23 protein-coding genes and 1 pseudogene are annotated in these 26,554 nt (G+C 66.9%); 10 read left to right on the top strand and 14 right to left on the bottom strand.

The features are described from left to right. Nucleotides 1–61: 61 nt before the first annotated feature. Both ahpF and ahpC read right to left on the bottom strand, forming a co-directional pair. Nucleotides 62–1,618 (bottom strand): alkyl hydroperoxide reductase subunit F, encoded by a 1,557-nt coding sequence (gene ahpF, locus MRB47_RS07720; protein ID WP_252102365.1) that lies wholly within the window; start codon nt 1,616–1,618, stop codon nt 62–64. Nucleotides 1,619–1,723: 105 nt separating this feature from the next. Then, the gene (gene ahpC, locus MRB47_RS07715; RefSeq protein WP_015913767.1) at nt 1,724–2,287 is read right to left on the bottom strand and encodes an alkyl hydroperoxide reductase subunit C; all 564 of its coding nucleotides are present in this window, start codon (nt 2,285–2,287) and stop codon (nt 1,724–1,726) included. Nucleotides 2,288–2,524: 237 nt separating this feature from the next. On the opposite strand from ahpC, the gene bfr reads away from it, so the two are divergent. The 3 genes from bfr to flhC all read left to right on the top strand — a co-directional run bounded on the left by bfr (nt 2,525) and on the right by flhC (nt 4,216). Next, entirely contained in the window at nt 2,525–3,001 is a 477-nt protein-coding gene (gene bfr, locus MRB47_RS07710) for a bacterioferritin (RefSeq protein WP_011806036.1), read from the top strand. Nucleotides 3,002–3,305: 304 nt separating this feature from the next. After that, on the top strand, nt 3,306–3,635 hold the full coding sequence (gene flhD / locus MRB47_RS07705) for a flagellar transcriptional regulator FlhD (RefSeq protein WP_011806037.1): 330 nt from the start codon (nt 3,306–3,308) through the stop codon (nt 3,633–3,635). A gap of 41 nt (nt 3,636–3,676) precedes the next feature. After that, nucleotides 3,677–4,216 (top strand): flagellar transcriptional regulator FlhC, encoded by a 540-nt coding sequence (flhC, locus tag MRB47_RS07700; protein WP_252102364.1) that lies wholly within the window; start codon nt 3,677–3,679, stop codon nt 4,214–4,216. Nucleotides 4,217–4,297: 81 nt separating this feature from the next. On the opposite strand, the gene MRB47_RS07695 is transcribed toward flhC, so the two are convergent. The 4 genes from MRB47_RS07695 to ppc all read right to left on the bottom strand — a co-directional run bounded on the left by MRB47_RS07695 (nt 4,298) and on the right by ppc (nt 10,621). Continuing rightward, on the bottom strand, nt 4,298–4,852 hold the full coding sequence (locus MRB47_RS07695; RefSeq protein WP_252102363.1) for a FlgO family outer membrane protein: 555 nt from the start codon (nt 4,850–4,852) through the stop codon (nt 4,298–4,300). Nucleotides 4,853–4,866: 14 nt separating this feature from the next. Further along, nucleotides 4,867–5,481, bottom strand: a complete 615-nt coding sequence (locus MRB47_RS07690; RefSeq protein ID WP_011806040.1) for a hypothetical protein — start codon at nt 5,479–5,481, stop codon at nt 4,867–4,869. 97 nt (nt 5,482–5,578) lie between these two features. Beyond that, nucleotides 5,579–7,762: a YccS family putative transporter gene (gene yccS / locus MRB47_RS07685; protein ID WP_252102362.1), complete on the bottom strand. Its 2,184-nt coding sequence runs from the start codon at nt 7,760–7,762 to the stop codon at nt 5,579–5,581. A gap of 9 nt (nt 7,763–7,771) precedes the next feature. Then, on the bottom strand, nt 7,772–10,621 hold the full coding sequence (gene ppc / locus MRB47_RS07680; protein WP_252102361.1) for a phosphoenolpyruvate carboxylase: 2,850 nt from the start codon (nt 10,619–10,621) through the stop codon (nt 7,772–7,774). A 125-nt stretch (nt 10,622–10,746) separates the two neighbouring features. Between ppc and hemC the strand changes: the two genes are divergently transcribed. The 4 genes from hemC to MRB47_RS07660 are packed head-to-tail and all read left to right on the top strand — an operon-like array spanning nt 10,747 to nt 14,873. Then, on the top strand, nt 10,747–11,679 hold the full coding sequence (gene hemC, locus MRB47_RS07675; RefSeq protein WP_015913774.1) for a hydroxymethylbilane synthase: 933 nt from the start codon (nt 10,747–10,749) through the stop codon (nt 11,677–11,679). 2 nt (nt 11,680–11,681) lie between these two features. Further along, a complete protein-coding gene (locus MRB47_RS07670; RefSeq protein WP_252102360.1) occupies nt 11,682–12,500 on the top strand; it encodes a uroporphyrinogen-III synthase in 819 nt (272 codons plus the stop codon). Further along, on the top strand, nt 12,490–13,566 hold the full coding sequence (locus tag MRB47_RS07665; protein WP_252102359.1) for a uroporphyrinogen-III C-methyltransferase: 1,077 nt from the start codon (nt 12,490–12,492) through the stop codon (nt 13,564–13,566). Before MRB47_RS07670 ends, MRB47_RS07665 begins: the two co-directional genes overlap by 11 nt. Nucleotides 13,567–13,589: 23 nt before the next feature. After that, complete coding sequence (locus MRB47_RS07660; protein ID WP_252102358.1) at nt 13,590–14,873, top strand: heme biosynthesis HemY N-terminal domain-containing protein; 1,284 nt, start codon at nt 13,590–13,592, stop codon at nt 14,871–14,873. Between the two features lie 16 nt (nt 14,874–14,889). On the opposite strand, the gene MRB47_RS07655 is transcribed toward MRB47_RS07660, so the two are convergent. Beyond that, a complete protein-coding gene (locus MRB47_RS07655; RefSeq protein WP_011804582.1) occupies nt 14,890–15,852 on the bottom strand; it encodes an IS110 family transposase in 963 nt (320 codons plus the stop codon). A 381-nt stretch (nt 15,853–16,233) separates the two neighbouring features. Here MRB47_RS07655 and MRB47_RS07650 point away from each other — a divergent pair, with 381 nt between their 5' ends. The 3 genes from MRB47_RS07650 to galU all read left to right on the top strand — a co-directional run bounded on the left by MRB47_RS07650 (nt 16,234) and on the right by galU (nt 20,821). After that, entirely contained in the window at nt 16,234–16,854 is a 621-nt protein-coding gene (locus MRB47_RS07650; protein ID WP_011806047.1) for a VOC family protein, read from the top strand. 134 nt (nt 16,855–16,988) lie between these two features. After that, nucleotides 16,989–19,856 carry a valine--tRNA ligase gene (locus MRB47_RS07645; protein ID WP_252102357.1) on the top strand — a complete coding sequence of 956 codons (2,868 nt, stop codon included), beginning with the start codon at nt 16,989–16,991 and terminating at the stop codon, nt 19,854–19,856. 77 nt (nt 19,857–19,933) lie between these two features. Then, nucleotides 19,934–20,821, top strand: a complete 888-nt coding sequence (gene galU / locus MRB47_RS07640; protein WP_011806049.1) for a UTP--glucose-1-phosphate uridylyltransferase GalU — start codon at nt 19,934–19,936, stop codon at nt 20,819–20,821. Nucleotides 20,822–20,931: 110 nt separating this feature from the next. Here the strand turns inward: galU and MRB47_RS07635 are convergent, their stop codons facing one another. The 7 genes and pseudogenes from MRB47_RS07635 to trbF form a co-directional block, all read right to left on the bottom strand. Further along, nucleotides 20,932–21,159 (bottom strand): sulfurtransferase TusA family protein, encoded by a 228-nt coding sequence (locus MRB47_RS07635; protein ID WP_011806050.1) that lies wholly within the window; start codon nt 21,157–21,159, stop codon nt 20,932–20,934. A gap of 5 nt (nt 21,160–21,164) precedes the next feature. Further along, entirely contained in the window at nt 21,165–21,728 is a 564-nt protein-coding gene (locus MRB47_RS07630) for an NUDIX hydrolase (RefSeq protein WP_252102356.1), read from the bottom strand. A gap of 115 nt (nt 21,729–21,843) precedes the next feature. After that, nucleotides 21,844–22,749 carry a cysteine synthase CysM gene (cysM, locus tag MRB47_RS07625; protein WP_252102355.1) on the bottom strand — a complete coding sequence of 302 codons (906 nt, stop codon included), beginning with the start codon at nt 22,747–22,749 and terminating at the stop codon, nt 21,844–21,846. A 611-nt stretch (nt 22,750–23,360) separates the two neighbouring features. Then, nucleotides 23,361–23,604 (bottom strand): annotated as a pseudogene (locus MRB47_RS07620) (DUF2274 domain-containing protein). Beyond that, on the bottom strand, nt 23,601–24,863 hold the full coding sequence (locus MRB47_RS07615; RefSeq protein ID WP_013517130.1) for a TrbI/VirB10 family protein: 1,263 nt from the start codon (nt 24,861–24,863) through the stop codon (nt 23,601–23,603). Before MRB47_RS07615 ends, MRB47_RS07620 begins: the two are co-directional and overlap by 4 nt. Nucleotide 24,864: 1 nt before the next feature. Then, nucleotides 24,865–25,845, bottom strand: coding sequence for a P-type conjugative transfer protein TrbG (gene trbG / locus MRB47_RS07610; RefSeq protein WP_013517131.1), 981 nt, complete (start codon nt 25,843–25,845; stop codon nt 24,865–24,867). Next, on the bottom strand, nt 25,842–26,546 hold the full coding sequence (trbF, locus tag MRB47_RS07605; protein WP_013517132.1) for a conjugal transfer protein TrbF: 705 nt from the start codon (nt 26,544–26,546) through the stop codon (nt 25,842–25,844). The genes trbG and trbF overlap by 4 nt, the downstream gene beginning before the upstream one ends. Nucleotides 26,547–26,554: the final 8 nt, after the last annotated feature.

The raw sequence follows: 26,554 nt of genomic DNA, 5'->3' as shown, positions 1-26,554 counted from the left end.
TTGTTTTTAATAGCTATCAGCGCTTGACTGGTAAGCGCTAGAGGCCAATTTGGCTTAGATATCAGTGGCGAATCAGGTGGTCGAAGGCCGACAAGGCCGCCGTCGCGCCCGCCCCCGCGGCGATGATGATCTGCTTGTACGGCACGTTGGTGCAGTCTCCCGCGGCGAACACGCCCGGCACGTTGGTGTGGCCCCGGGCGTCGATGATGATCTCGCCAAAGCGCGTCAGGTCCACCGTGCCCTTGAGCCAGTCGGTGTTGGGCAGCAGACCGATCTGCACGAAGATGCCCTCGACCGCCACGGTCTTGGCCTCGTCCGTCGTGCGGTCCTTGTAGGTCAGGCCGGTGACCTTGCTGCCGTCGCCATTCACTTCCGTGGTCTGGGCGTTCAGGATGACCGTCACGTTGGGCAGGCTGCGCAGCTTTTTCTGCAGCACGCCATCGGCCTTCAACTCGCTGGCGAACTCCAGCACCGTCACGCTCTTGACGATGCCGGCCAGGTCGATCGCGGCCTCCACGCCCGAGTTGCCGCCGCCGATGACCGCCACGTCCTTGCCCTTGAACAGCGGGCCGTCGCAGTGCGGGCAGTACGTCACGCCCTTGGTGCGGTACTGCTCCTCGCCCGGCACGTTCATGTTGCGCCAGCGCGCGCCAGTCGACAGGATCACGGTCTTGCTCTTGAGCGTTGCGCCGTTGTCGAGTTCGATTTCCACCAGGCCGCCTTCCGTTGCGGCGGGCTTCAGCGCCTTGGCGCGCTGCAGGTTCATCACCTCGACGTCGTAGTCGTTCACGTGCTGCTCCAGCGCGATGGCGAACTTCGGGCCCTCGGTCTTGCTGACCGAGATGTAGTTCTCGATGTCCACCGTATCCAGCACCTGGCCGCCGAAACGCTCGGCCACCACGCCGGTACGAATGCCCTTGCGCGCCGCATACACGGCGGCCGCGGCACCAGCGGGGCCACCGCCGACCACCAGCACATCAAACGGATCCATGGCATTGATCTTGGCCGCCACGCGGGCATGGGCGCCGCTGTCGATCTTGGCCACGATCTCCGCCAGCTCCATGCGGCCCTGGCCGAAGTTCTTGCCGTTCAGGAACACGGTGGGCACACCCATGATCTGGCGTTCCTTGATCTCGTCCTGGAACACGGCACCGTCGATGGCCGTGTGCGTGATGCGCGGGTTGAGCACGCTCATCAGGTTCAGCGCCTGGACCACGTCGGGACAGTTGTGGCAGGACAGCGAGTAGTAAGTCTCGAAATGGAAGTCGCCATCCAAGCCCTTGACCTGCTCCAGCAGGTCCGCCGATTCCTTGGAGGGATGGCCGCCCACCTGCAGCAGCGCCAGCACCAGCGAGGTGAACTCATGGCCCAGGGGGACGCCCGCGAAACGCACGCCGGTGTCCACCCCGGGGTTGGTGATCAGGAAGGACGGCTTGCGCACGGGCGCGTCGTTCTTCTCGACCACGGTGATCTTGTCGGAGAGGGAGCGGATCTCCTGGAGCAGTTCCCGCAGCTCTTGGGAAGTGGCGCCATCGTCCAGCGTGGCGACCAGCTCCACCGGGCGCTGCAGGCGCTCCAGATAGGCTTTCAATTGGGCTTGGAGGTTGGCGTCGAGCATAGGGTTACTCCTAATCAATCTAGTTATGGGCAAAAAAAACCCGGGCGCCTGGCACCCGGGCGTCTTGGTCAGCCGCCGCGGCGGCTGAACGCGGCTGGTGCCAGCTTAGATCTTGCCGACCAGGTCCAGCGAAGGAGCCAGCGTCTTGGCGCCCTCTTCCCACTTGGCGGGGCACACTTCACCGGGGTGGCTGGCCACGTATTGAGCAGCCTTGACCTTGCGCAGCAGATCGGCGGCGTTGCGGCCGATGCCTTCGGCGGTGATTTCCATCGCCTGGATCACGCCCTGGGGGTCCACGATGAACGTGGCGCGGTCTGCCAGGCCCTGGCCTTCGCGCAGGCAGTCGAAGTTCTGGCTGATTTGCCAGGTGGGGTCGCCCAGCATGGTGTACTTGATCTTGCGGATCGTGTCGGAGGCGTCATGCCATGCCTTGTGCACGAAGTGCGTGTCGGTGGACACGGAGTACACCTCAACACCCAGCTTCTGCAGCTCGTCGTAGTGGTCGGCCACGTCGCCCAGCTCGGTGGGGCACACGAAGGTGAAGTCGGCCGGGTAGAAGAAGAACACGGCCCACTTGCCCAGGACGTCCTTCTCGGTCACTTCGACAAACTTGCCGTTCTTGAAGGCTTGCGTCTTGAAAGGCTTGATAGTGGTGTTAAGCACGGACATTGCTGTTTCCTCTTACTTAGGTTGATGGGCTAGAACAAGACTGAAGTCTAGGCCGGATCGAATGATAAATCCAATAAATTGAACACATCAATTGAATTGACATTGACTATCAACTCATTCCATTCGAGAACACGACTCAGCATCACACGCAGGCAAAGCCTGCACGCAGGGGCATTGTCTTGCACCCTGGTGCCAGGGTCATGACAATGCCCCTTTCTGACTGAAAGGAGAAGCCCCATGAAAGGCGACGCGCAAGTCATCGCACACCTGCAGGCCCAGCTGAAGAATGAGCTCACGGCCATCAACCAGTACTTCCTGCACTACCGCATGCTCAAGCACTGGGGCTTCGACAAGCTGGCCAAGAAGGAATACGACGAGTCCATCGGCGAGATGAAGCACGCCGACCGGCTGATGGACCGCATCTTCATGCTGGACGGCCTGCCCAACCTGCAGGACCTGGCCAAGCTGCAGGTGGGCGAAGACGTACCCGAGATCCTGGAATGCGATTTGCGCGCCGAGCGCGGAGCGCAGGCCACCATCAAGGAAGGCATTGCCTACTGCGAGTCGGTACGCGACTATGTCTCGCGCGAACTGCTGGAAGACATCCTCGAAGACACCGAAGAGCACATCGATTTTCTGGAAACCCAGATCGAACTGGTTGCCAAGGTCGGGCTGCAGAACTACCTGCAGTCCCAGATGGGCGACGCCGACTGAGCCAGGCGCCAGGCGCCTGACACGGTGCCTTCCCCCCTGCGCACGACCGCGCGCAATCCATCCAACGGGCTGCGGCCCGTTTTTTCATGCCTGTACCGGCGAAACCGCTACCGCAAACACGCGCCACACGCCGACGCCGCTGTAAGGCAAATTCCTACAAAGGCTGCTCATCCGCCAGACGCTACGCAGCGCCGAACCCCGACTTAATTTCTTTTTGCCCCGGTTTCACAATCCATTTCATCGGATCACGCAACACATGCAACGTTATGCAACGCAGTGATCCCCTCTTGGAAAGGATTGCCCCATGACCTCCGAACAACTGCTCGCCGAAATCCGCGAAGCCAACCTCACTTACCTGATGCTGGCACAGACCCTGATCCGCCAGGACAAGGCCGAAGCCGTGTTCCGTCTGGGGCTGAACGAAGAAGCGGCCGACATTCTGGCATCGCTGTCCGCCGCGCAGGTGCTCAAGCTGGCCTCGCGCAACACGCTGCTGTGCAGCTTCCGCGTGGACGACGAACTGGTGTGGAGCCTGCTGACCAGCCACAACACGCCGCGCAAAGCCGCCAGCGAAGCCACCAACACGCTGCACGCCAACATCCTGATGGCCAGCCGCGTCTCCGAAGTGCTCTGAAGTCCCACGCCAGCGTTCCCCTCTTCTTCCGAAAGCCCGCCATGTCCGCACCCGCCAAGAGCGTTCTCAACGAATCCAAGCAAATCGAACGCGCCGCCATGCTGATCGAGATGGGAGCCCGCATGCAGGTGCTGGAGTCCGAGACCACGCTGTCGTACGAGCGACTGATCCGCCTGTACAAGGAGATCGCGGGCAAGTCGCCGTCCAAGGGACAGCTGCCCTTCTCCACGGACTGGTTCCTCACCTGGCAGGAGAACATCCACAGCTCGCTGTTCCTGAACATCTACGAATACCTGTCCAAGGGCGTGAGCCTGGACGCGGTGGAACTGCTCACCAAGGCCTATCGCCTCTACAACGAGCAGGTGGCCGCGGCGCAGATCGACCCGCTGCTGTCCTTCACGCGCGCCTGGCGGCTGGTGAAGTTCGTGGATGCCGGCATGCTCACGCGCACCAAGTGCTCGCACTGCAGCGGCCAGTTCGTCACCGAGTTGTACGAGAACCGCCACTATACCTGCGGCCTGTGCAACCCGCCCGCACGTGCCGGCAAGAGCAAGAGCGCCGGCGCACTCACGCTGCACTAATTCAAGTGAAAATAGCCTCTAGCGCTTACCCATCAAGCGCTAATAGCTATTAAATAAATAGCATAACGGCGCGGCAATGGGCTACCGGCCCGCCAGCAGACCGCGCACGTTGGCATCCATGGGCAGTGCATAGTCGTGCGCCGCCAGCACCGCGTTGCCCGCGCCCACCAGCTTCAGGCTCACGTAAACCGCCTGCGACGCCACCGCGTAGGTGCCCACCAGCACGGCCTGGGCCGCCTGGGCGCGCGCCACCTCCTGTGCGTGCCGCGACAGCAGCAGCTCGCCCTGTCCGGGACGCATCGCCAGGGTCTCGCGCATGCGCAACTCGGTCACGCGCAAGCCGCGCTGGGCCAGCCGGCCCGCCAGTTGCTCGGCCACCAAGCGCCCCAGGCGCGAAGATTCATCCAACCGGTCCAACTGCACCACTGTTCCCACCAGCACGGGGGCGCCGGGGTCCAGCGGCACTTGCAGCAACAGCGCATCCGCGGCGCCGTGGTTGCTGGCCATCAGGTCCACGGGGTCGCTGCTGGCCGCAGCGCCGTAGTAGTAGCGTGCGCAGCCCGGCAGGGCCAATGCGCTGGCGGTCAGCACCGCTGCCAGCAGCACGCGCCGCTGTATTCCAATGCGTTGCGTCATGCGGTCTCCCTCCTTCATGGCACGACCCGCCAGGTCGTGAGGGGCCCCGGCGCCGCAGCGGGGCGCTGGTACAGCGGTGCGTCCGGCTGCGCGATCGTGTACACGTCAGATGTGCGCACCAGCACCCGGCCCTCGCTTTCCAGCGACGTGACGACCAGCACCTCGGTGCGCATCGGCACACTCGCGTCCGCATGCGTTGCATTGCGCCGCACGTACACACCTTCGGCCAGGCGCTGCAACGGCGCCGCGGACGCCGCACCCGCGTGGTGCTGCACCAGCTGGGTGCTGGCCCGCAACCGCAGGGCTACGGGTTCGGTGGTCACGGCGATGCCCCGCTCCACCAAATGCGTGACCAGCAACTCGCGAAAGCCGCGCTGAAAGTCGGAGGCCTGGGGGGCCATCTCCACATGGATCGGGTGCTGCCCCGCGGGCCACGCACGCAGCCGATCGGCCACATGCGCCGCCACGTCGGCAGCCAGCACGTCCCATTGGCGGACTGCGTTCACCGCCTGTTGCTCCGTGGGCGCGTGCGCCCCCTCCGGCGTCGCGCCGTGCGGCGCCGTTGGCAGGGGCGCGCAGCCGGCCGCCAGCCCGGCCAGGACGCAGAAGGCCAAAACCCGGTTTCTCATGATCGAAGAATATGTATTGCGTGACGACCGGCCATGCTAGCCGGTGCGCCTGCGCGCCAAGGGTGGAACAAGAGGGGCTTTGCGGGCCAGATCAGCCTCAGGCCGCCGCGCCCTGCCCGGCAAGCGAGCGCACCGCGGCCCGCAGCGGCGCCACCTGCCGGCACACCAGCGCCAACTGGGCCTGCACGAGCGACAGGCCGTCGCCGGAGGCATCGGCCGCCTGCTCCAGCGCCAGCGCCAACCCCTCGGCAGCGCCATCCTCCTGCGCCAGCGCATGCCGCCCGCGCAGCGCCTGGGCCATCTGCTCGATCTGGTTCGCGGCCTCACGGGCGGCGCGCTCTGCCAACGAATCGGCCGCCACGTCGGCCGGCAGACCGCGGTGCGCACCCAGGGCCGACAGATAGCTCAACAGCGTGTGCGAGAGCACCAGCAACTGCAGGCCCACGCGCGCGTGGCGGCGCACCCAGCGCGGCTCCAGCAGCATGTGCGACAGGGCGGCGGACAGGGCCGCATCGGCGTTGTGCGCCACGCGGCGCGCCAGGCGGTAGTCCAGGTCGTCGTTCTTGCCGGTGGCGTACTGCGACATGATCTCGCGCAGGTACAGCGCATGGGCCTCCAGCGCCTCGGCCGCCACGGCACCCAGGCGCTTGCCCTGCCAGTCAGGCAATACCAGGAACATGGCGGCCGCCGCGATGAGACTGCCGATCACCGTGTCCAGCAGGCGCGGCAGGATGAGCGTGTAGCCTTCGCCCGTGGTCTGGTTGAAGCACAGCAGCACCATCAGCGTGATGGCCGCCGTGGCCAGCAGGTAGCGCTGGGTTCGCGTAAGGAAAAACAGCACCCCCGCCGCCACGGCCAAGAGCGCCTGCAGGGTCGGGCTGGGGAACAGCTCCAGCAACGCCCAGCCCGCCACCAGCCCCAGCGCGGTGCCCAGCACGCGCCGCGCCACGCGGGACACGGTGGCCCCATAGGTCGGCTGGCAGACGAACAGCGTGGTCAGCAGGATCCAGTAGCCATGCCGCGGGTCCGTGAGCTGCATGGCGGCATACCCCGCGGCCAACGCCAGCGTGAGGCGCACCGCATGCCGAAACAGCACCGAGCGCGCATGCAGCTGCGCACGCACGCGGCCCCACGCATCGGCCAGCGAGCGCGGCGTGCGGTCGAACAATGCGATGTCCCCCAGCACCGCGTTTTGCATGGGCAGCGTGGCGGTGGTGAGTTGCGCGTCCAGCGTGCTGAGGTTGCGCGCCAGCGCGCGCAGCGAGCGCAGCGGGCGCTGCCAGGCGCTCTGGCCCTGGCGCTCCAGGTAGGTGATGGAATCATGCAAGTCTGCCAGCGCCTGCGCATGCCCCGCATCGCGCACCAGCGGGCGGCGCCGGCGCAGTGCTTCACCCAGCTGCGTGCAGGCCATGCCCTGCAGCGTGAGGACGCGCTGGCAGCGGTACAGCACATCGCTGTGAAAGAGCACGTCCGCCCATTCGTTGTAGTGGTAGTGCGAGGAGCTCGCGCGCTCGTGAATATCCTGGGCGATGAAATACAGGTTGAGCAGCTGCAGCAGCCGGCCCTGGGGCGGCTGCGCGTCCATGCGGCTGAACAGGCTTTCCTTGGCGCTGTTGAGCGCCGCCACCACGCGCGCATTGGTCTGTGCCAGCGCCAGCCGCCTCTGCTGCACATCCACGCCGCGCACGGGCTCGAAGACGCTGGCCTTGAGCCGCAGGTAGGCGCCCAGTTCCTCGTACAGCGCAGCCATGCCATGCCGCAGGGGCAACAACGGCGTGAGCACACACCACGCCAGCGACAGCAGCCCGTACCACCCCGCGCCCGCCAGCAGCAGCGCAGGCATGCGCCACCAGGGCTGCGTGTCGCCCGCGCCCTGGGGCACGCTGAGGGCCGCATACAGCGCCAGGATCACCGTGGCCGAAGCGATCGCGCGGTAGCGCCCGCCGACCGCGCCCAGCAATGTGAAGACGAAGCTGCACACCAGCAGCACCAGCAGGAACCACAGCGGCTGGTCCACGAGCGCCGCCACCGGAAAGGCCACCAGCGCGAAGCACGCCAGTGTGACCAGCAGCGCCTTCAGGCGGCCGCGCCAGCTGTCATCCGTCTCGGCCAGCGCAGACGCGAGCACGCCCAGGAACAGCGGCACCACCAGCTCCACCTGGTGCGTGCCCCAGCTCCAGGCCATGGCGCCGCCCAGCGCGAGCAGCACGCGCAGGCCGTAAGCCCAGGCGACCTGCGCGCCCAGGCGTTGCAGCCACTGCGCCGTGATGCCGTCTACCACGCCCGTACCTCAGCCCGTGTTGCGCAGCCCCGCGGCAATGCCGTTGATGGAGATGTGAATGCCGGTCTGCACGCGCTCGTCGCCCTGGCCCGCGCGCCAGCGGCGCACCAGCTCCACCTGCAGGTGGTGCAGGGGGTCGATGTAGGGGAAGCGGTGCCGTATGGAGCGCGCCAGCGCCGTGTTGGCCGCCAGGCGCTGCTTTTCTCCCGTGATGCGCGTGAGCGCGTCGGCCGTGCGCTGCCATTCGGCCTCGATCACACCGAACACCTTCTTGCGCAGGCGCGCATCGGCCACCAGCTCGCTGTAGCGCGAGGCCAGCGCCAGGTCGCTCTTGGCCAGCACCATGTCCATGTTGGACAGCAGCGTGCGAAAAAACGGCCACTGACGGTACATCTTCTGCAACAGCGCCAGTTGAGCCTTGGGATCCTTGCCCGGCGCGTGCGTGAAGGCATCCACCGCCGCGCCGAAGCCAAACCAGCCCGGCAGCGTGAGGCGGCACTGGCCCCAGCTAAAGCCCCAGGGAATGGCGCGCAGATCCTCGATCTGCTGGCTGGCCTTGCGGCTGGCCGGGCGCGAGCCGATGTTGAGCTCGGCAATCTCGCGGATCGGCGTGGAATTGAAGAAGTAATCGGTGAAGCCCGGCGTCTCGTACACCAGCGCGCGGTAAGCCTCCATGCTGGCCTGCGAGAGCTGCTCGGCCGCTTCCAGGAACGCCTTGGTGGCGGACTTGGTGGGTTGCAGCAGCGTGGCTTCCAGCGTGGCGGCCACCAGGGTTTCCAGATTGCGCCGGCCGATCTCGGGGTTGGCGTACTTGGAGGCGATCACCTCGCCCTGCTCGGTCAGGCGGATCTGCCCGCGCACGGTGCCGGGCGGCTGCGCCAGGATGGCCTGGTAGCTGGGCCCGCCGCCACGCCCCACCGTGCCGCCACGGCCGTGGAACATGCGCAGTTGGATGGGCGCGCCCGCCTGGGCGGCGTTCATCTCGTCGAACAGCGCCACCAGCGCGATCTCGGCGCGGTACAGCTCCCAGTTGCTGGTGAAAATGCCTCCGTCCTTGTTGCTGTCGCTGTAGCCGAGCATGATGTCCTGCTCGGCCCCGCTGGCGCGCACCAACTGCACGATGCCAGGGATCGCGTAGAACTCGCGCATGATGGGCGCGGCATTGCGCAGGTCCTCGATCGTCTCGAACAGCGGCACCACGATCAGGTCCGCCCTGGCGCCCGTGTCCAGCGTGCCTTGCAGCAGGCCCACCTCCTTTTGCAGCAGCAGCACCTCCAGCAGGTCGCTCACCGTCTCGGTGTGGCTGATGATGTAGTGGCGGATGGCGTCGTCGCCATAGCGCTCGCGCATCTGGCGCGCGGTCTCGAAGATGGCGACCTCACCCGTCGTGTGCTCGGAATACGGCGCCCCCACCACGCGCAGGGGCCGTGCGTCACACAGCAGGCGCAGCAGCAGCGCGCGGCGCGCGGGCTCGGGCAGGGCCTCGTAGTCGGACTCCACCCGGGCGGTGGCCAGCAGTTCGGCCACCACGCGCTCGTGCTGGTCGGAGCTTTGGCGCAGATCCACCGTGGCCAGGTGAAAACCGAACACTTCCACTGCGCGCATCAGCGGGCGCAGGCGTTCGCCCACCAGGGCCGCACCGCGGTGCGAGCGCAGCGAAGCCTCGATCACGCGCAGATCGGCCAGGAAGTCGCCCGCGCTGGCGTACGCATTCTGTGGGGCTACGGCATGGCGTGCAGCCTCGCCGCCCGTCAAATCCCTGAGCGTGGCGGCCAGCCGCGCGTACACGCCCGTGAGTGCGCGGCGGTAGGGTTCGTCGCGGCGGTGCTCGCTGGTGTCGGGCGAGCGTGCGGCGAGCTGCAGCATCTCGGCCGAGACCTGCACCAGGTTGCTGGAGAGCGACAGCTCGCGCCCCAGGTGATGCACCTCGGTCAGGTAGTGGCGCAGCGCCACCTCGGCCTGGCGGCGCAGGGCCAGGACCAGCGTGTCGGCGCTCACGTTGGGGTTGCCGTCGCGGTCGCCACCGATCCACTGGCCCATGCGCAGGAAGCTCGCCACGGGGTGGCTGCCGCCCAGCTCGCGCTCCAGCTCGGCATAGATCTTGGGGATCTCGTGCAGGAAGGTGTATTCGTAGTACGAAAGGGCGTTCTCGATCTCGTCGGCCACGGTGAGCTTGGAGTAGCGCAGCAGCCGCGTCTGCCACAGCTGGGCCACGCGCGCGCGCAGCTGGGCCTCGTTGGCGGCCAGCTCGCGCGGGGTGAGCGTGTCTTTCGCGCTGTTGTAGAGCTGGGCGCGCGCCTGGATATCGTCGCGCTGGGTGAGCAGCAGGGCGATCTCGCGCTCCGCGTCCAGGATGCTCTTGCGCTGCACCTCGGTCGGGTGTGCCGTGAGCACCGGCGCCACATAGCTGGTGGCCAGCGTCTGCGCCACGGTGCGCGGCGCGATGCCGGCCCAGCGCAGGCGCGCCAGCGCCACCTCGATGCTGCCCTCCTGCGCGCTGCCCGCGCGCTCGTGCACGGCGCGGCGGCGGATGTGGTGGCGGTCCTCGGCCAGGTTGGCCAGGTGGCTGAAGTACGTGAAGGCGCGGATCACGCTCACCGTCTGGTCGCCCGTCAGGCCCTTGAGCAGCTTCTTCAGCGCCTTGTCGGCCTCGTGATCCGCGTCGCGCCGGAAGGCCACTGACAGTTTGCGGACCTGCTCCACCAGGTCATAGGCCGCCACGCCCTCCTGTTCGCGGATCACGTCGCCCAGGATGCGCCCCAGCAGGCGGATGTCCTGGATCAGCGGCAGGTCCTTGTCGGTCTTGCGGGCGGGCGCCGGCGCCGCGGCGGCGTCGGTCTTGCGGGCGGGGGCGGTCATGCGCAAAGGTCTCCTGGCGCGCCGATGGGATGGTTGATGGAATGGCGCGGCTGTTGCAGCGCAGCATGCTAGCATTCCCCCGCTGCCCCGCCGCCGTGCCTGCGGGGGCCGAGACAGACGCCGCAATGACCACTCCCTCCCCCTCGCTTCCTTCCATCGTGATCGCCACGCGCGAAAGCCAGCTCGCGCTCTGGCAGGCCGAGCATGTGCAGTCCTTGCTGCGCGCGCGCGGCCACGCCGTGGCGCTGCTGGGCATGACCACGCGCGGCGACCAGATCCTGGACCGCACGCTGTCCAAGGTGGGCGGCAAGGGCCTGTTCGTGAAGGAGCTGGAAGTGGCGCTGGAGGAAGGCCGCGCCGACATCGCGGTGCATTCGCTCAAGGACGTTCCCATGGAGCTGCCCCAGGGCTTCGCCCTGGCCTGTGTGATGGAGCGCGAGGACCCGCGCGACGCCTTCGTGTCGCCCGGCTACGCATCGCTGGACGAACTGCCCCACGGTGCGGTGGTGGGCACTTCCAGCCTGCGCCGCCAGGTGCTGCTGCAAGCGCTGCGCCCCGACCTGCAGATCGAGCCGCTGCGCGGCAACGTGCAGACGCGCCTGCGCAAGCTGGACGAGGGCCAGTACGCGGCCATCGTGCTCGCGGCCGCAGGCCTGAAGCGCTTGGGCCTGCACGAACGCATCCGCGCCGTGTTCACGCCCGAGCAGATGCTGCCCGCCGCCGGCCAGGGCGCGTTGGGCATCGAGATCCGCGGCGACCGCCACGACCTGCGTGAGGCGCTGGCGCCGCTGGCCCATGAGCGCACCTGGCTCACGGTGACGGCCGAGCGTGCCGTAAGCCGCGCCATGGGGGGGAGCTGTTCCATGCCGCTGGCCGCGCATGGCCAGTGGGACGGCGACACGCTCTCGCTGCGCGCCGCCTGGGGCGACGTCGCGGCCCGGGTGCCGCTGGTGCGCGCCGAGGGCGCGGCCCCCGTGCATACGCTGGAGCAGGCCGACGCGCTGGGACTGGCCGTCGCCGCACAGCTGCGCACTGCGGGCGCGGTGGGAGCGCTCTGACCTTGCCCGTGCCGCCGCCCCGGGCCATCGTCACGCGCCCCGCGCGCGAGGCCACGCAGTGGGCCGCCGATCTGCAGGCGCGCGGCATCGCCGCGCTGGCGCTGCCACTCATCGCCATCGGCCCGGTGACCAACCCGGCTCTGCGCGAGGAACTGCAACAGGCCCGCGCACGGATGGACCGCTACTGCGCGGTGATGTTCGTGAGCGGCAACGCGGCGCAGTATTTCTTTGAATCAAATATGCCTCTAGCGCTTTCTGGACAAGCGTTAGCAGCTATCAAAACGAGAGTATGGGCTCCCGGCCCCGGTACCGTGGCGGCACTCGTGCAGGCCGGGGTTGCGCCCGAGCGCATTGACGCTCCCGGCGCCGACGCCGCGCAGTTTGACTCCGAAGCCCTGTGGCAGGTGGTCGCGCCGCAGATCGGCCCGGGCGACCGCGTGCTCATCGTGCGTGGAGCCAACGCCCCCACGGCCGAGGGCGGCAACGGGCGCGAATGGCTGGCCCGGCAGGTCGCCGCTGCGGGTGGCGCGGTGGACTTCGTCGCCGCGTACGAGCGCGGCGCACCCCGCCTCGACGCCCAGCAACTGGTGCTGGCGCAAGCAGCCGCCAGCGACGGCTCGGTCTGGCTGCTGAGCAGTTCCGAGGCCATCGCCAACCTGCGTGCTGTGTTGCCCGCGCAACACTGGGGCATGGCCCGCGCCCTGACCACCCACCCGCGTATCGCGCAGGCCGCACGTGTGGCCGGCTTTGGCAGTGTGCACGAATGCCGTCCGGCGTTCGATGAAGTGGCAGCCTCGATAGAATCGCTTTATGAGCAATGAGTCCTCATCCGGGCTGCCCGCACCGGCGCCCGCCGCTCCCCGGCCCGCCGCGGCCCACGGCGGCCGCGCGACCCTGTTCGCGCTGAGCGCCATCGCCATTGCCGCGCTGGCCAGTTCGGTGATGCTGTGGCAGCGGCTGTCGTCCATCCAGGAGCAGTTGGCACGCCAGTCGGCCGACTCCGGCGCCCAGGCCATCGAGGCACGCACCATGGCCCAGCAAGCGCAGGAACTGGCGCGCGAGACCTCCACGCGCCTGGCCGTGGCAGAAGCCCGCGTGAGCGAAGTCGCGCTGCAGCGCAGCCAGCTGGAAGAGCTCATGCAAAGCCTCTCGCGCACGCGCGACGAGAACCTGGTGGTGGACGTGGAAGCCGCCATCCGCCTGGCGCAGCAGCAGGCCCAACTCACGGGCAGCCTGCAGCCCCTGGTGGCCGCGCTCAAGAGCGCGAGCCAGCGCGTGGAGCGCGCATCGCAGCCGCGCCTGGCGCCCGTGCTGCGCGCCATGGGCCATGACCTGGAGCGCCTGGAGCGCGCCAACGTCATCGACACTGCGGGTCTGCTCGGCCGCCTGGACGACCTGGTGCTCCAGGTGGACGAGCTGCCCCTGCTGGGCAGCGTGGCCCAGGCAGCCAGCATGCGCCGCCCGGCGGGCGAGGCGACGGCGCCCGCCCCCGCCGCGAGCACCGCCAGCCAGCCGCGCTGGCAAGCCACGCTGCACCGCACCTGGGAAGGCGTGCGCGACGAGGTGCGCGGCCTGGTGCGCGTGAGCCGCATCGACCATCCCGACGCCATCCTGCTCGCCCCCGACCAGGCCTTCTTCCTGCGCGAGAACCTCAAGCTCAAGCTGCTCAATGCACGGCTGGGCCTGCTGGCGCGTCGCATGGATTCGGCGCGCGCCGACCTGGCCGGCGCCTACAGCGCGCTGGGCAAGTACTTCGACCCTGCCTCGCGCCGCACGCAGAACGCCATCGCGGCCCTGCAGCAGCTGCAGGCGCACATGAAGACCGTCGAAATGCCCGCGCTGGAGGACACCTTCGCCGCGCTGGCCACGGCCGCGGCCGGCCGTTGACCCGCCCCTAGGACACTCTGCCCATGCGCGCAGCACTCTGGTTCCTGGCCCTGTTCGGTGTGGCCGTTGCCGTCGCCCTGTTTGCGGGCAACAACCAGGGCACGGTCACGTTGTACTGGCCGCCCTACCGCATCGATCTGTCCCTCAACATGGTGCTGATGCTGCTGTTCGGCGGCTTCACGCTGCTGTACGCGGCGCTGCGCGCCCTGGCGGCGCTGCTGGAGCTACCCATGCAGGCGCGCCGCTGGCGCCTGCTGCAAAAGGAGCGTGCCATGCACGGTGCGCTGCTGGATGCGCTGTCGCAGATGCTGGGAGGGCGCTTCCTGCGCGCCCGCAAGTCCGCGGAATCCGCGATCGCGCAGGAGCGCGCCCTCGAAGACGCCAAGGAAGCCCTGCCCCATGGCCGTCGGCTGCGCACGCTGGCCCACATGGTGGCCGCGGAAAGCTCGCATGCGCTGCAGGACCGTGCCACGCGGGAAGCACACTTGCAGCAGGCGCTGGACAACATTCCCGATCGTGCGGTCGCCATCGAGCAGGAATTGCGCGAGGGCGCGCAGCTGCGCGCTGCACGCTGGTCGCTGGACGAGCGCGACGCCACCACCGCGCTGGAGCGCCTTTCCGTCCTGCCGGCCGGCACGGCGCGCCGCACGCTGGCACTGCGCGCCAAACTCAAGGCATCGCGCCTGTCGCACCAGACCGAGCAGGCGCTGGAAACCGCCCGTCTGCTGGGCAAGCACCACGCTTTTTCGCCGGCCGCCGCCGAGAGCATCGTGCGCGGCCTGGCAATGGAACTGATCAACGGCGCCTACGACCCGGCCCAACTGCAGCGCATCTGGCTGGGGCTGGAGCCCCATGAGCGCGCCATGCCCGAGATTGCCGTGCATGCGGCGCAGCGCCTGGGCCAGTTGGGCGGCGATGCGATGCAGGTGCGCGCATGGCTTCTGCCGGTGTGGGAACGCATGACGGACCCCGCTCAGCCCCCGCTGCCCGATGCCCAGGTGCTCAAGCTGGTGCGCGCGCTCGAGGGCAGCCTGCAGGCGCTGGATGCCAACTGGCTGGCGCGCATCGAGTCCGCCCAGCAGGCGGCTCCGCGCAACGCGCGTCTGCAATACCTGTCGGCCAAGGCCTGCCTGCAGCGCAACCTGTGGGGCAAGGCCCAGCAGCTCTTCACCCAGGCCGCTCAGCAGCTTCCCGATGCGTCGCTGCGCGCCAGCGCCTGGCGCCACCTGGCCGAGCTGGCCGAGCAGCGCGGCGACGCAGAGGCCGCCGCGGATGCCTGGAAGAAAGCCGCCCAGGCGAACGCCTGAGTAACCGTCTTCGAAGTCAAGCGCAATGAAGCGACTTGTCCCAAGGTTTTCCAGTGCGCACCATGGCGTTGAGCGTGGTGAGCAACTTGCGCATGCAAGCGACCAGGGCGACCTTGGGCAACTTGCCAGCGGCCTTCAGACGCTCGTAGAAGGCCTTGATGGCCGGGTTGTAGCGGGTGGCCGTGAGCGTTGCCATGTACAGCACGCGGCGGATCTCGAAGCGCCCGCCTTGTACGCGCCGCCTGCCCTTGCTGCCGCCGGAGTCATTGGCCATGGGCGCCACGCCCACCAATGCAGCGATCTCGCGCCGGTTCAGCCGGCCCAGCTCTGGCAGCTCGGCAATCATCGTGGCACTGGCCACCGGGCCGACTCCCGCAGCCGACTGCAGCAGCGTGTCGAGCTCCCCAAAGTGCTCGCGCACATGCGTGACCATCTGCTCTTCGATCTCATCGAGCTGCGCCTTGATCGCCGCCTCGATGGCCTCGATGCTGGCGTGCAGCTTCTTGGGCGTGATCTGCAGCCGTTGGCGCTCCGAATGGAGCATGGTCAGCAACTGGCGCCTGCGCGTGACCAGGGCCGCGAGCCACTGCTGGCGCTCATCGGCCAGGGGGCGCAAGAAGCGCTGCAGATCGTCGCGGCGCAGCAGCACCGCTGCCAGCTCGGCCAGCGTGCGCGCATCCACCGCGTCGGTCTTGGCCAGGCGTCCCATGGATTTGGCGAAGTCGCGCGCCTGGCGCGGGTTGATGACCGCCACGGGCAGGCCTGTGGCCTGCAGGGCACACGCTAACGCGGCCTCGTAGCCGCCGGTGGCCTCCATCACCACCAGACCCACGTCCAGGGGCTGCAGGGCAGCCGCCAGCGCCGAGTGGCCTTCGGCATCGTTGTCAAACCGCTGGGCGCTGCTCTTGGCACCCAGCACACAGACATCCACGTGCGCCTTGGCCACGTCGATGCCCACCGTCACTGAGGTAACAGACATGATCTTCAGATCCCTTGCTTGTGCATGCGCGCTCAATCAAGGCGCGCGTAACCGTTCGGGCTTCACGAAGACCAGCGCGGCGGCCATGCGTTCTGTACTCAGTCACGGGCTCTATCACCCCAGCGCCTACCAAACTGCACGGGCCGGTCTGGCCGCCTCAACGGCGTTCAGACTCTACCGCGCTGGTCTGGTTTAAAGATACAAGCACCACTCCCCCTTTCCCGTTTGAGGCCACCGGCCGCCTTTGCCGCGGCGGCTGCGCCATGCCTGCTGGACAGCGGTTTTCAAATTCACTTAACGCAAATCAATTACGAATAGTAGAATTTCAGGCACTTCTTCATACCAGCATGCGCCCTGGCGCCCTATCCCGGAGACAACGCCATGACTGCTCCCCACGACACCCTCCCGCCCCCCGCCGCCATCCAGCAGCTGCACCACTACGCCTACAAGGCGCGCGACGCGGAGGAGACGCGCCACTTCTACGAGGACATCCTGGGCCTGCCGCTGTACCACATCATCCAGAGCGACTACGTGCCCAGCACGGGCGAGTACTGCCCCTACACCCACTTCTTCTTCCGGCTGCAGGACGGCTCGTTCATCGCGTTCTTCGACCTGGGCGACGACGTGAAGCCCGAGCCCTCGCCCAACACCCCCCCGTGGGTCAACCACATCGCCTTCCGCGTGAACACCGTGCAAGAGCTGGAGGACACCAAAACCCGTCTGCAGGCACACGGTGTGCAGGTGCTCGGAGTGACCGACCACCACATCTTCAAGAGCATCTACTTCTTCGACCCCAACGGCATCCGGCTGGAGCTGTCGGCCCAACTGGCCGACACCGCGCAGATGCAGCGCGAAAGCACCACCGCCCACGCCCGGCTGGCCGAGTGGACGGCCCGCAAAGAGCAATGGCGCAAGGAACGCGCCGGCGGCCATGCCAGCGCGCCGCTCAAACCCCAGACCAACGACCGCCCCGAATTCGTGCCCACCACAGGGTCTGAGTAAAAAGCGCCTCCAGCGCTTATCCAGCAAGCGCAAGCAGCTATCAGTATGGAAGCATGGCGGTAACCGAATAAAATGCCCCCATCCTCCGAACCACTGCCCAGGCGGCATCCCACGGGATGCCGTTTTTCATTGCCATGAGCGACACGATCGAACAACCCGGCCTGAACAGCCTCTCCAAGTCCTTTGAGCCCGCCGCCCTGGAGGCCCACTGGGGCCCCGAATGGGAAAAGCGCGGCTACGGCGTGGCAGGCTACCGCGGCACGGGCGCGGCGCGGGCTGGGCAGCCGGCGTTCGCCATCCAGCTGCCTCCGCCCAACGTGACGGGCACGCTGCACATGGGGCACGCGTTCAACCAGACCATCATGGACAGCCTGACGCGCTACCACCGCATGCTGGGCCACAACACGGCCTGGGTGCCCGGCACCGACCACGCCGGCATCGCCACGCAGATCGTGGTGGAGCGCCAGCTGCAGGAGCAAGGCGTGAGCCGCCATGACCTGGGCCGCCCCGACTTCGTGAAGAAGGTGTGGGAGTGGAAGGAAAAGAGCGGCAACACCATCACCACCCAGATGCGCCGCCTGGGCGACAGCGTGGACTGGAGCCGCGAGTACTTCACCATGGACGACAAGCTCTCCAAGGTGGTGACCGACACCTTCGTGAAGCTCTACCAGCAGGGCCTGATCTACCGCGGCAAGCGCCTGGTGAACTGGGACCCCAAACTGCAGTCCGCCGTGTCGGACCTGGAAGTGGAGAACGAGGAAAAAGACGGCTCGCTGTGGCACATCGCCTACCCCTTGGCCGACGGCAGCGGCCAGCTGGTGGTGGCCACCACCCGCCCCGAGACCATGCTGGGCGACGTGGCCGTGATGGTCCACCCCGAGGATGAGCGCTACGCGCACCTGATCGGCAAGATGGTGAAGCTGCCGCTGTGCGACCGCGAGATCCCGGTGATTGCCGACGCCTACGTGGACAAGGAGTTCGGCACCGGCGTGGTCAAGGTCACGCCCGCGCACGACAACAACGACTACCAGGTGGGCCAGCGCCACAAGCTGCCCATGATTTGCGTGCTCACCCTGCAGGCCACGGTGAACGAGAACGCGCCGCCCAAGTACCAGGGCATGGACCGCTTCGTGGCGCGCAAGGCCATCGTGGCCGACCTGGAGGCCCAGGGCCTGCTGGTCGAGACCAAGAAGCACAAGCTGATGGTGCCCATTTGCACCCGCACCGGCCAGGTGATCGAGCCCATGCTGACCGACCAGTGGTTCGTGGCCATGAACAAGGTGGCCCAAGAAGGCACGGGCGACGCCACCGGCAAGAGCATCGCGCAAAAGGCCATCGACGCCGTGGCCAGCGGCCAGGTGCAGTTCGTGCCCGAGAACTGGGTCAACACCTACAACCAGTGGATGAACAACATCCAGGACTGGTGCATCAGCCGCCAGCTGTGGTGGGGCCACCAGATCCCGGCCTGGTACGACGAGGACGGCAATGTGTACGTGGCCCGCAACGAACAAGAGGCCCAGGCCCAGGCCCCCGGCAAGACGCTGACCCGCGATGCGGACGTGCTCGACACCTGGTACTCCAGCGCCCTGGTGCCCTTCAGCACCATGGGCTGGCCAAACCAGACCGACGCTGCCACCGACGACTACAACCTGTACCTGCCCAGCAGCGTGCTGGTCACGGGCTACGACATCATCTTCTTCTGGGTCGCCCGGATGATCATGATGACCACGCACTTCACCGGTCGCGTGCCGTTCAAGCATGTCTACATCCACGGCCTGGTGCTGGACGCGCAGGGCAAGAAGATGAGCAAGTCCGAGGGCAACGTGCTCGACCCGGTGGACTTGATCGACGGCATTGCGCTCGAACCCCTGCTGGACAAGCGCACCCAGGGCCTGCGCCGCCCCGAGACCGCACCCAAGGTGCGCCAGAACACACAAAAGGAATTCCCCGAGGGCATTCCCGCCTATGGCGCCGACGCGCTGCGCTTCACCTTCGCCGCGCTGGCGTCGCTGGGGCGCAGCATCAACTTCGACAGCAAGCGCTGCGAGGGCTACCGCAACTTCTGCAACAAGCTGTGGAACGCCAGCCGCTTCGTGCTGATGAACTGCGAGGGCTACGACTGCGGCATGGACACCGCGCAGGGCTGCACTGAAAGCTACCTGCGCTTCAGTCAGGCCGACCGCTGGATCGTCTCGCAGCTGCAACAGGTCGAGGCCGAAGTGGCCAAGGGCTTCGCTGAGTTCCGCTTGGACAACGTGGCCAACACCCTCTACGACTTCGTCTGGAACGAGTTCTGCGACTGGTACCTGGAAATCGCCAAGGTGCAGATCCAGACTGGCAACGAAGCGCAGCAGCGCGCCACGCGCCGCACGCTGATCCGTGTGCTGGAGGCCATCCTGCGCCTGGCGCACCCCGTCATCCCCTTTGTCACCGAAGCGCTGTGGCAGGTAGTGGCCCCGCTGGCGGGCCTGAAGGGCGACTCCATTGCCATCGCCGCCTATCCGCAGTCCCAGCCCGAGAAAATCGACGAGGGCTCCATCGCCTACGTGGCGCGCATCAAGCAGGTGGTGGACGCCTGCCGCACGCTGCGCGGCGAGATGGGCGTGTCGCCCGCACAGCGCCTGCCGTTGCTGGTGGCGGGCGACGCGGACTTCATGCGCGACATCGCCCCGGTGCTGCAGAACCTGGCCAAGCTCAGCGAGGTGAAGGTGTTCGACGACGAGGCCGCCTGGGCCCAGGCCGCGCAAAGCGCGCCCGTGGCCGTAGTGGGCGACGCCCGCCTGGCGCTGTTCGTGGAGATCGACGTCGCTGCTGAAAAGGCCCGCCTGTCCAAGGAGGCCGCGCGCCTGTCCGGCGAAATCGCCAAGGCCAACGGCAAACTGGGCAACGAGGCTTTCGTGGCCAAGGCCCCGCCGGCCGTGATCGAGCAGGAAAAGAAGCGCGTGGCCGACTTCGGGGCCACGCTGGCGCGCATCCAGGAGCAGCTCGCGCGCCTGGGCTAAGATCAGCCCGATCACCGGACAAGGGCGCTGCAGGCGCCCTTGTTTTTACCCGGCACCCTTTTCGTGAGGCACCCGACTTGAACGCACCCACCCGTGTCCGCAAGGCCGTCTTTCCCGTCGCGGGGCTTGGCACCCGCTTCCTGCCCGCCACCAAGGCATCGCCCAAGGAGATGCTGCCGGTGGTGGACAAGCCCCTGATCCAGTACGCCGTTGAGGAGGCCTACGAGGCCGGCATCCGCGACATGGTGTTCGTCACCGGCCGCAGCAAGCGCGCGATCGAAGACCATTTCGATACCGCGTACGAGCTGGAGAACGAGCTGGAGAACGCCGGCAAGCGCGAGATGCTCGCGCTGGTGCGCAGCATCGCGCCCGACGACATGAACTGCCTGTTTGTGCGCCAGCCACGCTCGCTGGGCCTGGGCCATGCCGTGCTGTGCGCCGAGCCCCTGGTGGGCAACGAGCCCTTTGCCGTCATCCTGGCCGACGACCTGATGACCGGCGAGCCCGGCGGCCCCGGCGTGATGGCGCAGATGACGGCCGCTTTCGCCAAGCAGGGGCGCTCGCTGCTGGCCGTGCAGGAAGTCCCGCTGGAGCACACCAAGCGCTACGGCATCGTCAAGGGCGAGAGCGCTGGCGGCGCGCTGATCCGCGTTGACGAGATCGTGGAGAAGCCCGCACCCGAAAAGGCACCGTCGCGCATGGGCGTGGCCGGCCGCTATGTGCTCACGCCGCGCATCTTCGAAGAGATCCGCAACCAGCCGCAGGGCGTGGGCGGCGAGATCCAGCTCACCGATGCGATCGCGCGCCTGATGCAGCACGAGACGGTGTATGCCTACCAGTACGCTGGCAAACGGTACGACTGCGGCAGCAAGGAAGGTTTTTTGGAGGCCACGGTCGAACTGGCACTGCAGCACCCGCAGGTGGGCCCACAGTTCCGCGAATACCTCCAATCCCTGGCGCTGTAACGCACCGCCGGGGCGGTGCCCCTGCCTCCCGCCCGGGCATGGGATTCCTGTTTTGATAGCTACCAGCGCTTACCCAACAAGCGCTGGACGGCTATTTAGCCATTAATCACTCAGCGACGGCGCAGCACGTGGATGAATTCTTCGCCCACGGTCTGTTGCTCAACCAGTTCGTTGCCGGTCTGCCGGGCAAACGCCTGGAAGTCCCGCAGCGAGCCGCTGTCGGTCGCCACCACCTTGAGCAGCTGGCCGCTGGCCATGTCGGCCAAGGCCTTCTTGGCCTTGAGGATGGGCAGGGGGCAGTTCAGGCCCCGGGTGTCGATTTCCTTGTGGATGTCCATTTTTCTCAGTCCTTCGGCGCGTCCAGTCCGCGGCGGCGCTCTGCATTTTCCTCGGCGGTGAAGAACACCGGCTCGTGGCCACGCGAGCGCAGCCAGTCGGCCAGCGCATAGCCTGTGCCCGCGGGCCAGCACTTGAGCTGGTCCAGCTCATAAAAGCGGTGCTCCAGCAGCTCCAGCGACAGGCGCACCTCGCCTTCGGCCCGTACATGGTAGGCGATGATGACCTGGTTCATGCGCATGAACTCATACACACCCACCAGCTGCACACTGCGCGCGTCCAGGTTGGTTTCTTCCTTGACTTCGCGGGCAATGCCGTCCTCGGGCGTCTCGCCAGCCTCCATGAAACCCGTGATCAGCGCGAACATCTTGGGTGGCCACAGTGCATTGCGCGCCAGCAGCACGCGGCCGTCCACCTCCACGATGGCCGCCAGCACGGGCGTCGGGTTGTTCCAGTGCGTCCAGCCGCAGGCGGGGCAGCGCAGGCGTTCCTTCTCACCGCTGTCCTCAATGACCACGATGGATGCCAGCGCCGTGGCGCAGTGGGTGCAATAGCGGGTTTCGTACGACATAGCGATGCTCCTCCAGCATGCGCCATGGCAGTCACAGCGCCCCGTAATTGATAGCTGCTCGCGCTTGACTACCGGGCGCCAGCGGCCTTATTGATGCCCACTGTGATCTTCACGTTCACGCAGGGAAGACGCCGGTGGAGAGGTAGCGGTCGCCCCGGTCGCACACCACGAAAACGATGGTGGCGTTTTCCTCGCGTTGCGCGATCTGATGCGCCACCCAGCAGGCGCCGGCTGCGGAGATGCCGGCAAAGATGCCCTCTTCGCGCGCCAGGCGCCGTGCCATGTCCTCGGCATCGTCCTGGCTCACCAGCACCAATTCGTCCACCAACTGGGGCTCGTAAATCTTGGGCAGGTATTCCTCGGGCCACTTGCGAATGCCCGGGATACGCGAGCCTTCCTGCGGCTGCGCACCCACGATGCGCACCGCGGGGTTCTTCTCGCGCAGGAAGCGCGCGACGCCCGTGATGGTGCCCGTGGTGCCCATGGCGCTCACGAAATGGGTGATGCGCCCCTCGGTCTGCTCCCACAGTTCGGGGCCGGTGGTCTCGTAGTGGATGCGGGGGTTGTCCGGGTTGGCAAACTGGTCCAGCACCACGCCCTTGCCCTGCGCCACCATCTGGTCGGCCAGATCCCGCGCGTATTCCATCCCCCCGCTCTTGGGCGTGAGAACCAGCTCCGCGCCGAAGGCCTTCATGGTCTGCGCGCGCTCCACGGACAGATCCTCCGGCATGATCAGCACCATGCGGTAGCCCTTGATGGCCGCAGCCATCGCCAGGGCGATACCGGTGTTGCCCGACGTCGCCTCGATCAGCGTATCGCCGGGTTTGATCTCGCCGCGCTCTTCGGCCCGGCGGATCATCGACAGTGCCGGCCTATCCTTCACCGAACCCGCCGGGTTATTGCCTTCCAGCTTGCCCAGAATGACATTGCCGCGTGCCGCGTTGTCCTGTGCACCGATGCGCTGCAGTGCGACCAGCGGCGTGTGTCCGATCGCGTCTTCAATGGTGGGGTAGGTCTTCATACCGCGTTACTGTGCCATAATTTGCGACTTCGCTTTCGCGCCTGCCCGGGTGGTGAAATTGGTAGACGCAGGGGACTCAAAAATAGGGACTTCTACGTAGTTCTTGCTTGAGGCCACTGCCTGCCAAGCCGCATGGGACAAGGGATTGAGTGATAAATCGCCTCTTGATCGAGATGCCTGCATTTCGAGCCAGGAGTCAGCTAGGAGCCAGGACGATGCAAGCTGGCTCCCAGTGAGGAGTAGATAGTTGAAGTAGCATCGTGCGTCATGCCCGAGTGGTGAAATTGGTAGACGCAGGGGACTCAGACCAAATTTGAGCCCTCGGAGGGAAACCCCCGAGGTGAAGCCCGTCAAACTCGGCGAAGGCCCTGGACGATCAGTCCGAGCTAATACCGAGCCAAGCCCTGGAGCCGAAAGGTTCCTCGGAAGGTGTAGAGAGCAGACGGCGGGCACCTAAAGCCGAAAGGCTATGGTGAAGGCGTGCTCCAGCCCACGAACGTCGTTTCTTCGGAGACGGCGGCGGCGAAAGCCGAAGTGGGAAGAAAATCCCCCGCCGCAAGGCGTGCCGGTTCGATTCCGGCCTCGGGCACCAATTCGAAAGCCGCCCCTGTTCACGCAGGGGCGGCTTTTTCGTTCTTGGCCTGCCTGCGCCTGAACGCCCTATCCCCCGCCATGAAGGCTTCCAGCATGTGCGGGATCAGCGTCATAACATCGACCGTCTCGCCATACGCCTGCGCGTGCAGCGCGGCGTAGCGGTCGTAGGTCAGCTTTCAGGCTAACCGGGCACGCAAAGGTCAGCTTGACGCTCTCGGTCTTGGGCAGCGGCCCGAGCCGCAGCTTCTTGGTCGTGCTCATCGAATGGCTCCACGCTGGAAGAACATCGGCTGGTACGGACGCAACACCAGATCGCGGTTAGCGATGATCCGCACCGGCAGGCCGGGCCGTTCAGTCAGCGTTGGCTGGATGTTCATGTTGCGTCGGGTCATTTCCTGGCCAACCTGGTTGATGCTGTCCTGCGCGCTGTCGCGCCCGGCGATTACGATGCGATTGCCATCCTGCCGGTTCTCCGGCGCGGCCAGCTCGGCGCCCACGCCCAGCATCGTCGTCAGCGCAGCACCGGCGACGATGCGGCTCCAGTGGTAGTCCACACCGTCTTCCAGGCCGGAATAGCCGGCCGGATCGGTACCCACGAGGTTGTCCAGCGTCAGCGAGGACGTGTCCGGCAGGATGATCCGGTTCCACACCACCTGAACCCGGCTCTGCCCATAGCTGACCTGGCTGTTGTACTTGCCCAGGATGCGCGACCCCTGCGGGATCAAAAGGAACTTGCCCGTGGCCGTGTCGTAGACCGGCTCCGTCACCGTGGCGATCACGTCGCCCGGCAAGTCCGACTTGATGCCCGTCACCAGCGCGCCGGCGATCACCGTCCCGGCCATCACCTGATACGGCGAGGACGGCATTTTCAGATTCCCGGAATTGCGGGTCTCCGTAGAGCCGCCCTTCAGGAACGCCTCTTTTTGGTCTTGCCGGTTTTGCACAGCGGTCGGGTCGGCAGGCTGAGCCGCCGTCGAGGCTGGCCCGGCGGCCAGCGGGTCGAAGCCCGCCAAGGCCGATGCTTGGCCAGCCGCAGCGACTTGCGCAGTCGCTGGCGCGGCGGTCTTGCCAGGCGTGCCCGAGCGGAAGAACACCGAGGAAGCTGCTGCCGCTTCAGCTTCCTTGCGCCGTGCATCCTCCGGGTCGTGGCCCGGCGGCGCGTAGGTGGGCGCCACGGGCTGCTGCGACTTCACGATGGCCGGGCCAAGGTCGCCCGGCAGCGGCGGCCCCAGTTCCGGCACCTTCGGCAGCTTGGAGTAATCCGAAGGCAAGCCATCCAGCCCTTCGGACTTCGACACGCGATCGACGTTGTACAGCTCGGTCTGCTCACCCGCGCGCCGGTGCGGCTGCAATGACCAGATCGTAGCCCCGAGCACGGCGACCGACAGGCCGCCGGTGAGCATGACTAGCGTGCGCCGGTTCAGGCGTGTGACCGGGCGCGGCTGGGCGCGCAGCGCCACCGCCTCGGGCACGACCTTGCCCGCCTGCGGTGCAAGGTCAGGGGAATCGTCCTGGCTCATGTCAATTCCTCCTTGTGCCGTCCGTGCGCTCAATCCGCACCACGTCGCCCTTGTCCCCGCCCAGGCGCAGTTCGGCCGCGCCGAACAGGCGATCCACGATGTAGTACGGCGAGCGGAAACGGTAGTTCACCAGTTGCCCGTCACCTTGCGCGCCGATGACGAACAGCGGTGGCAACTCGCCCTGGGCGATGCCCGGCGGGAACTGGATATAGACCTTCTCGCCATCATCGAAGGCGCGCAGCGGTTTCCACGGCGGGTTGCTGCCACTGACCGCGTAGCGGAAACGGATCTTCTCCAGCGATAGCCCGCTATCGACCGGCGCGGCGGCGCTGGCCGCCTGCGCCTGGCGCTGCAAGGCCAGCATCTTGTCTTTCGGATACTCCCAGGACACCGACGCCATCCACGTCTTCTCGGTCGAAGTCAGCTCAATCAGGTACGTGCGCCGGCTGGTCGTGATGACCAGATTGGTCTTGAGGCCCGAGCGGATCGGCTTGACCATCACATTGACGCGCAAGGCGTCGCCGCTGCCGCTGGACGTGTCGCCCACGATCCAGCGCACCGTGTCGCCAGCAGCGACAGTCACCAGTTCCTCGCCCGGCTGGAGCGCGATCACCGTCACGCGGCCCACGGCCGCATAGACCTGATATAGCGCGCCGTCCGTGAAGGGCCACACCTGGATTGCGTTGACGTAGCCCTCGCGCGTCGGCGCAATGCGCGCTTCGGCATTGGCGCGGGACACGCGCACGGTTTCATCGGCGGGTTCTGCGGCGGGCTTGGCATCCGGCACAGGCTTCATCTGAGCCGGCATCGGCAGCACTTGCGGCATGGCCACCACCTCCACCGGCGCAGGCGGCTCCGGTAGCGGCTGCGCCTGCACCGGCTCATCGAGCGAGATGGACGGCGGCGGCTTGCCCTGCGTGGCGCAGGCCGACAGGGCAAGCAGGATCACCGGCAAGACGGATTTACGGAAAAGATCATTCATGGTTTTGCTCCTTCGTTTCCTTCCAGTTCGCGGCTCCACGACAGCCCGTTGACGTAGATGCCCAGGGGGTTCTTGCGCACACGCTGCTCGGTGCGCGGCGTCTGCTGCACGATGGAAACCACCGCGTTCCAGCGTTCAGTGCGATCCAGCGCACCGTTCACGAAGCGCGTCTCCGTCCAGCGCACGTTGAAAGACGTGTCGCTGGCGCGGGTCACGCTGGTGATCTGCACCGTCACCGACTCCTTGCCGATGCGCGCGAACGGATCGTTCACGCGGGCGTACTCGTTGAGCACCACGGCGCCTTTGTCGGTGGTGTAGTCATAGGCATCCAGCCAGTTCTGCCGCACCACGATGGGGTCGATGGACAGCGAGCGCACCAGGCCGATGAAGCGGCCCAGGTGATAGGCCACCTGGGCATCACTGGGCTTGTAGGGCGCGGCGGCTTCGCCCACGGCGCGCACCTGGCCCGCGTTGTCCACCTCGATGACGTAGGGCGTCACGATGGACTGCGCGGAACGCCAAACCAGCCCGCCCGCCATCAGCACGGCCAAGGTGAGGCAGCCGAAGGCCATGAAACGCCAGTTCTTCGCCTGCACGCGGGTCGAGCCGATGCGCTCGTCCCACACCTGTGCGGCGGACTGGTACGGGGTGGCAGGCTGCGGCGTGTCGGCGTAGCGCACCTGCGGTCGTTTGAATTGCATGGGTGTTC

Origin of the sequence: Diaphorobacter sp. LI3, assembly GCF_022807955.1 — a bacterium.
GTDB classification, from domain to species: Bacteria; Pseudomonadota; Gammaproteobacteria; order Burkholderiales; family Burkholderiaceae_C; genus Diaphorobacter; species Diaphorobacter nitroreducens.
This window is presented reverse-complemented; position numbering and strand designations above follow the sequence as displayed.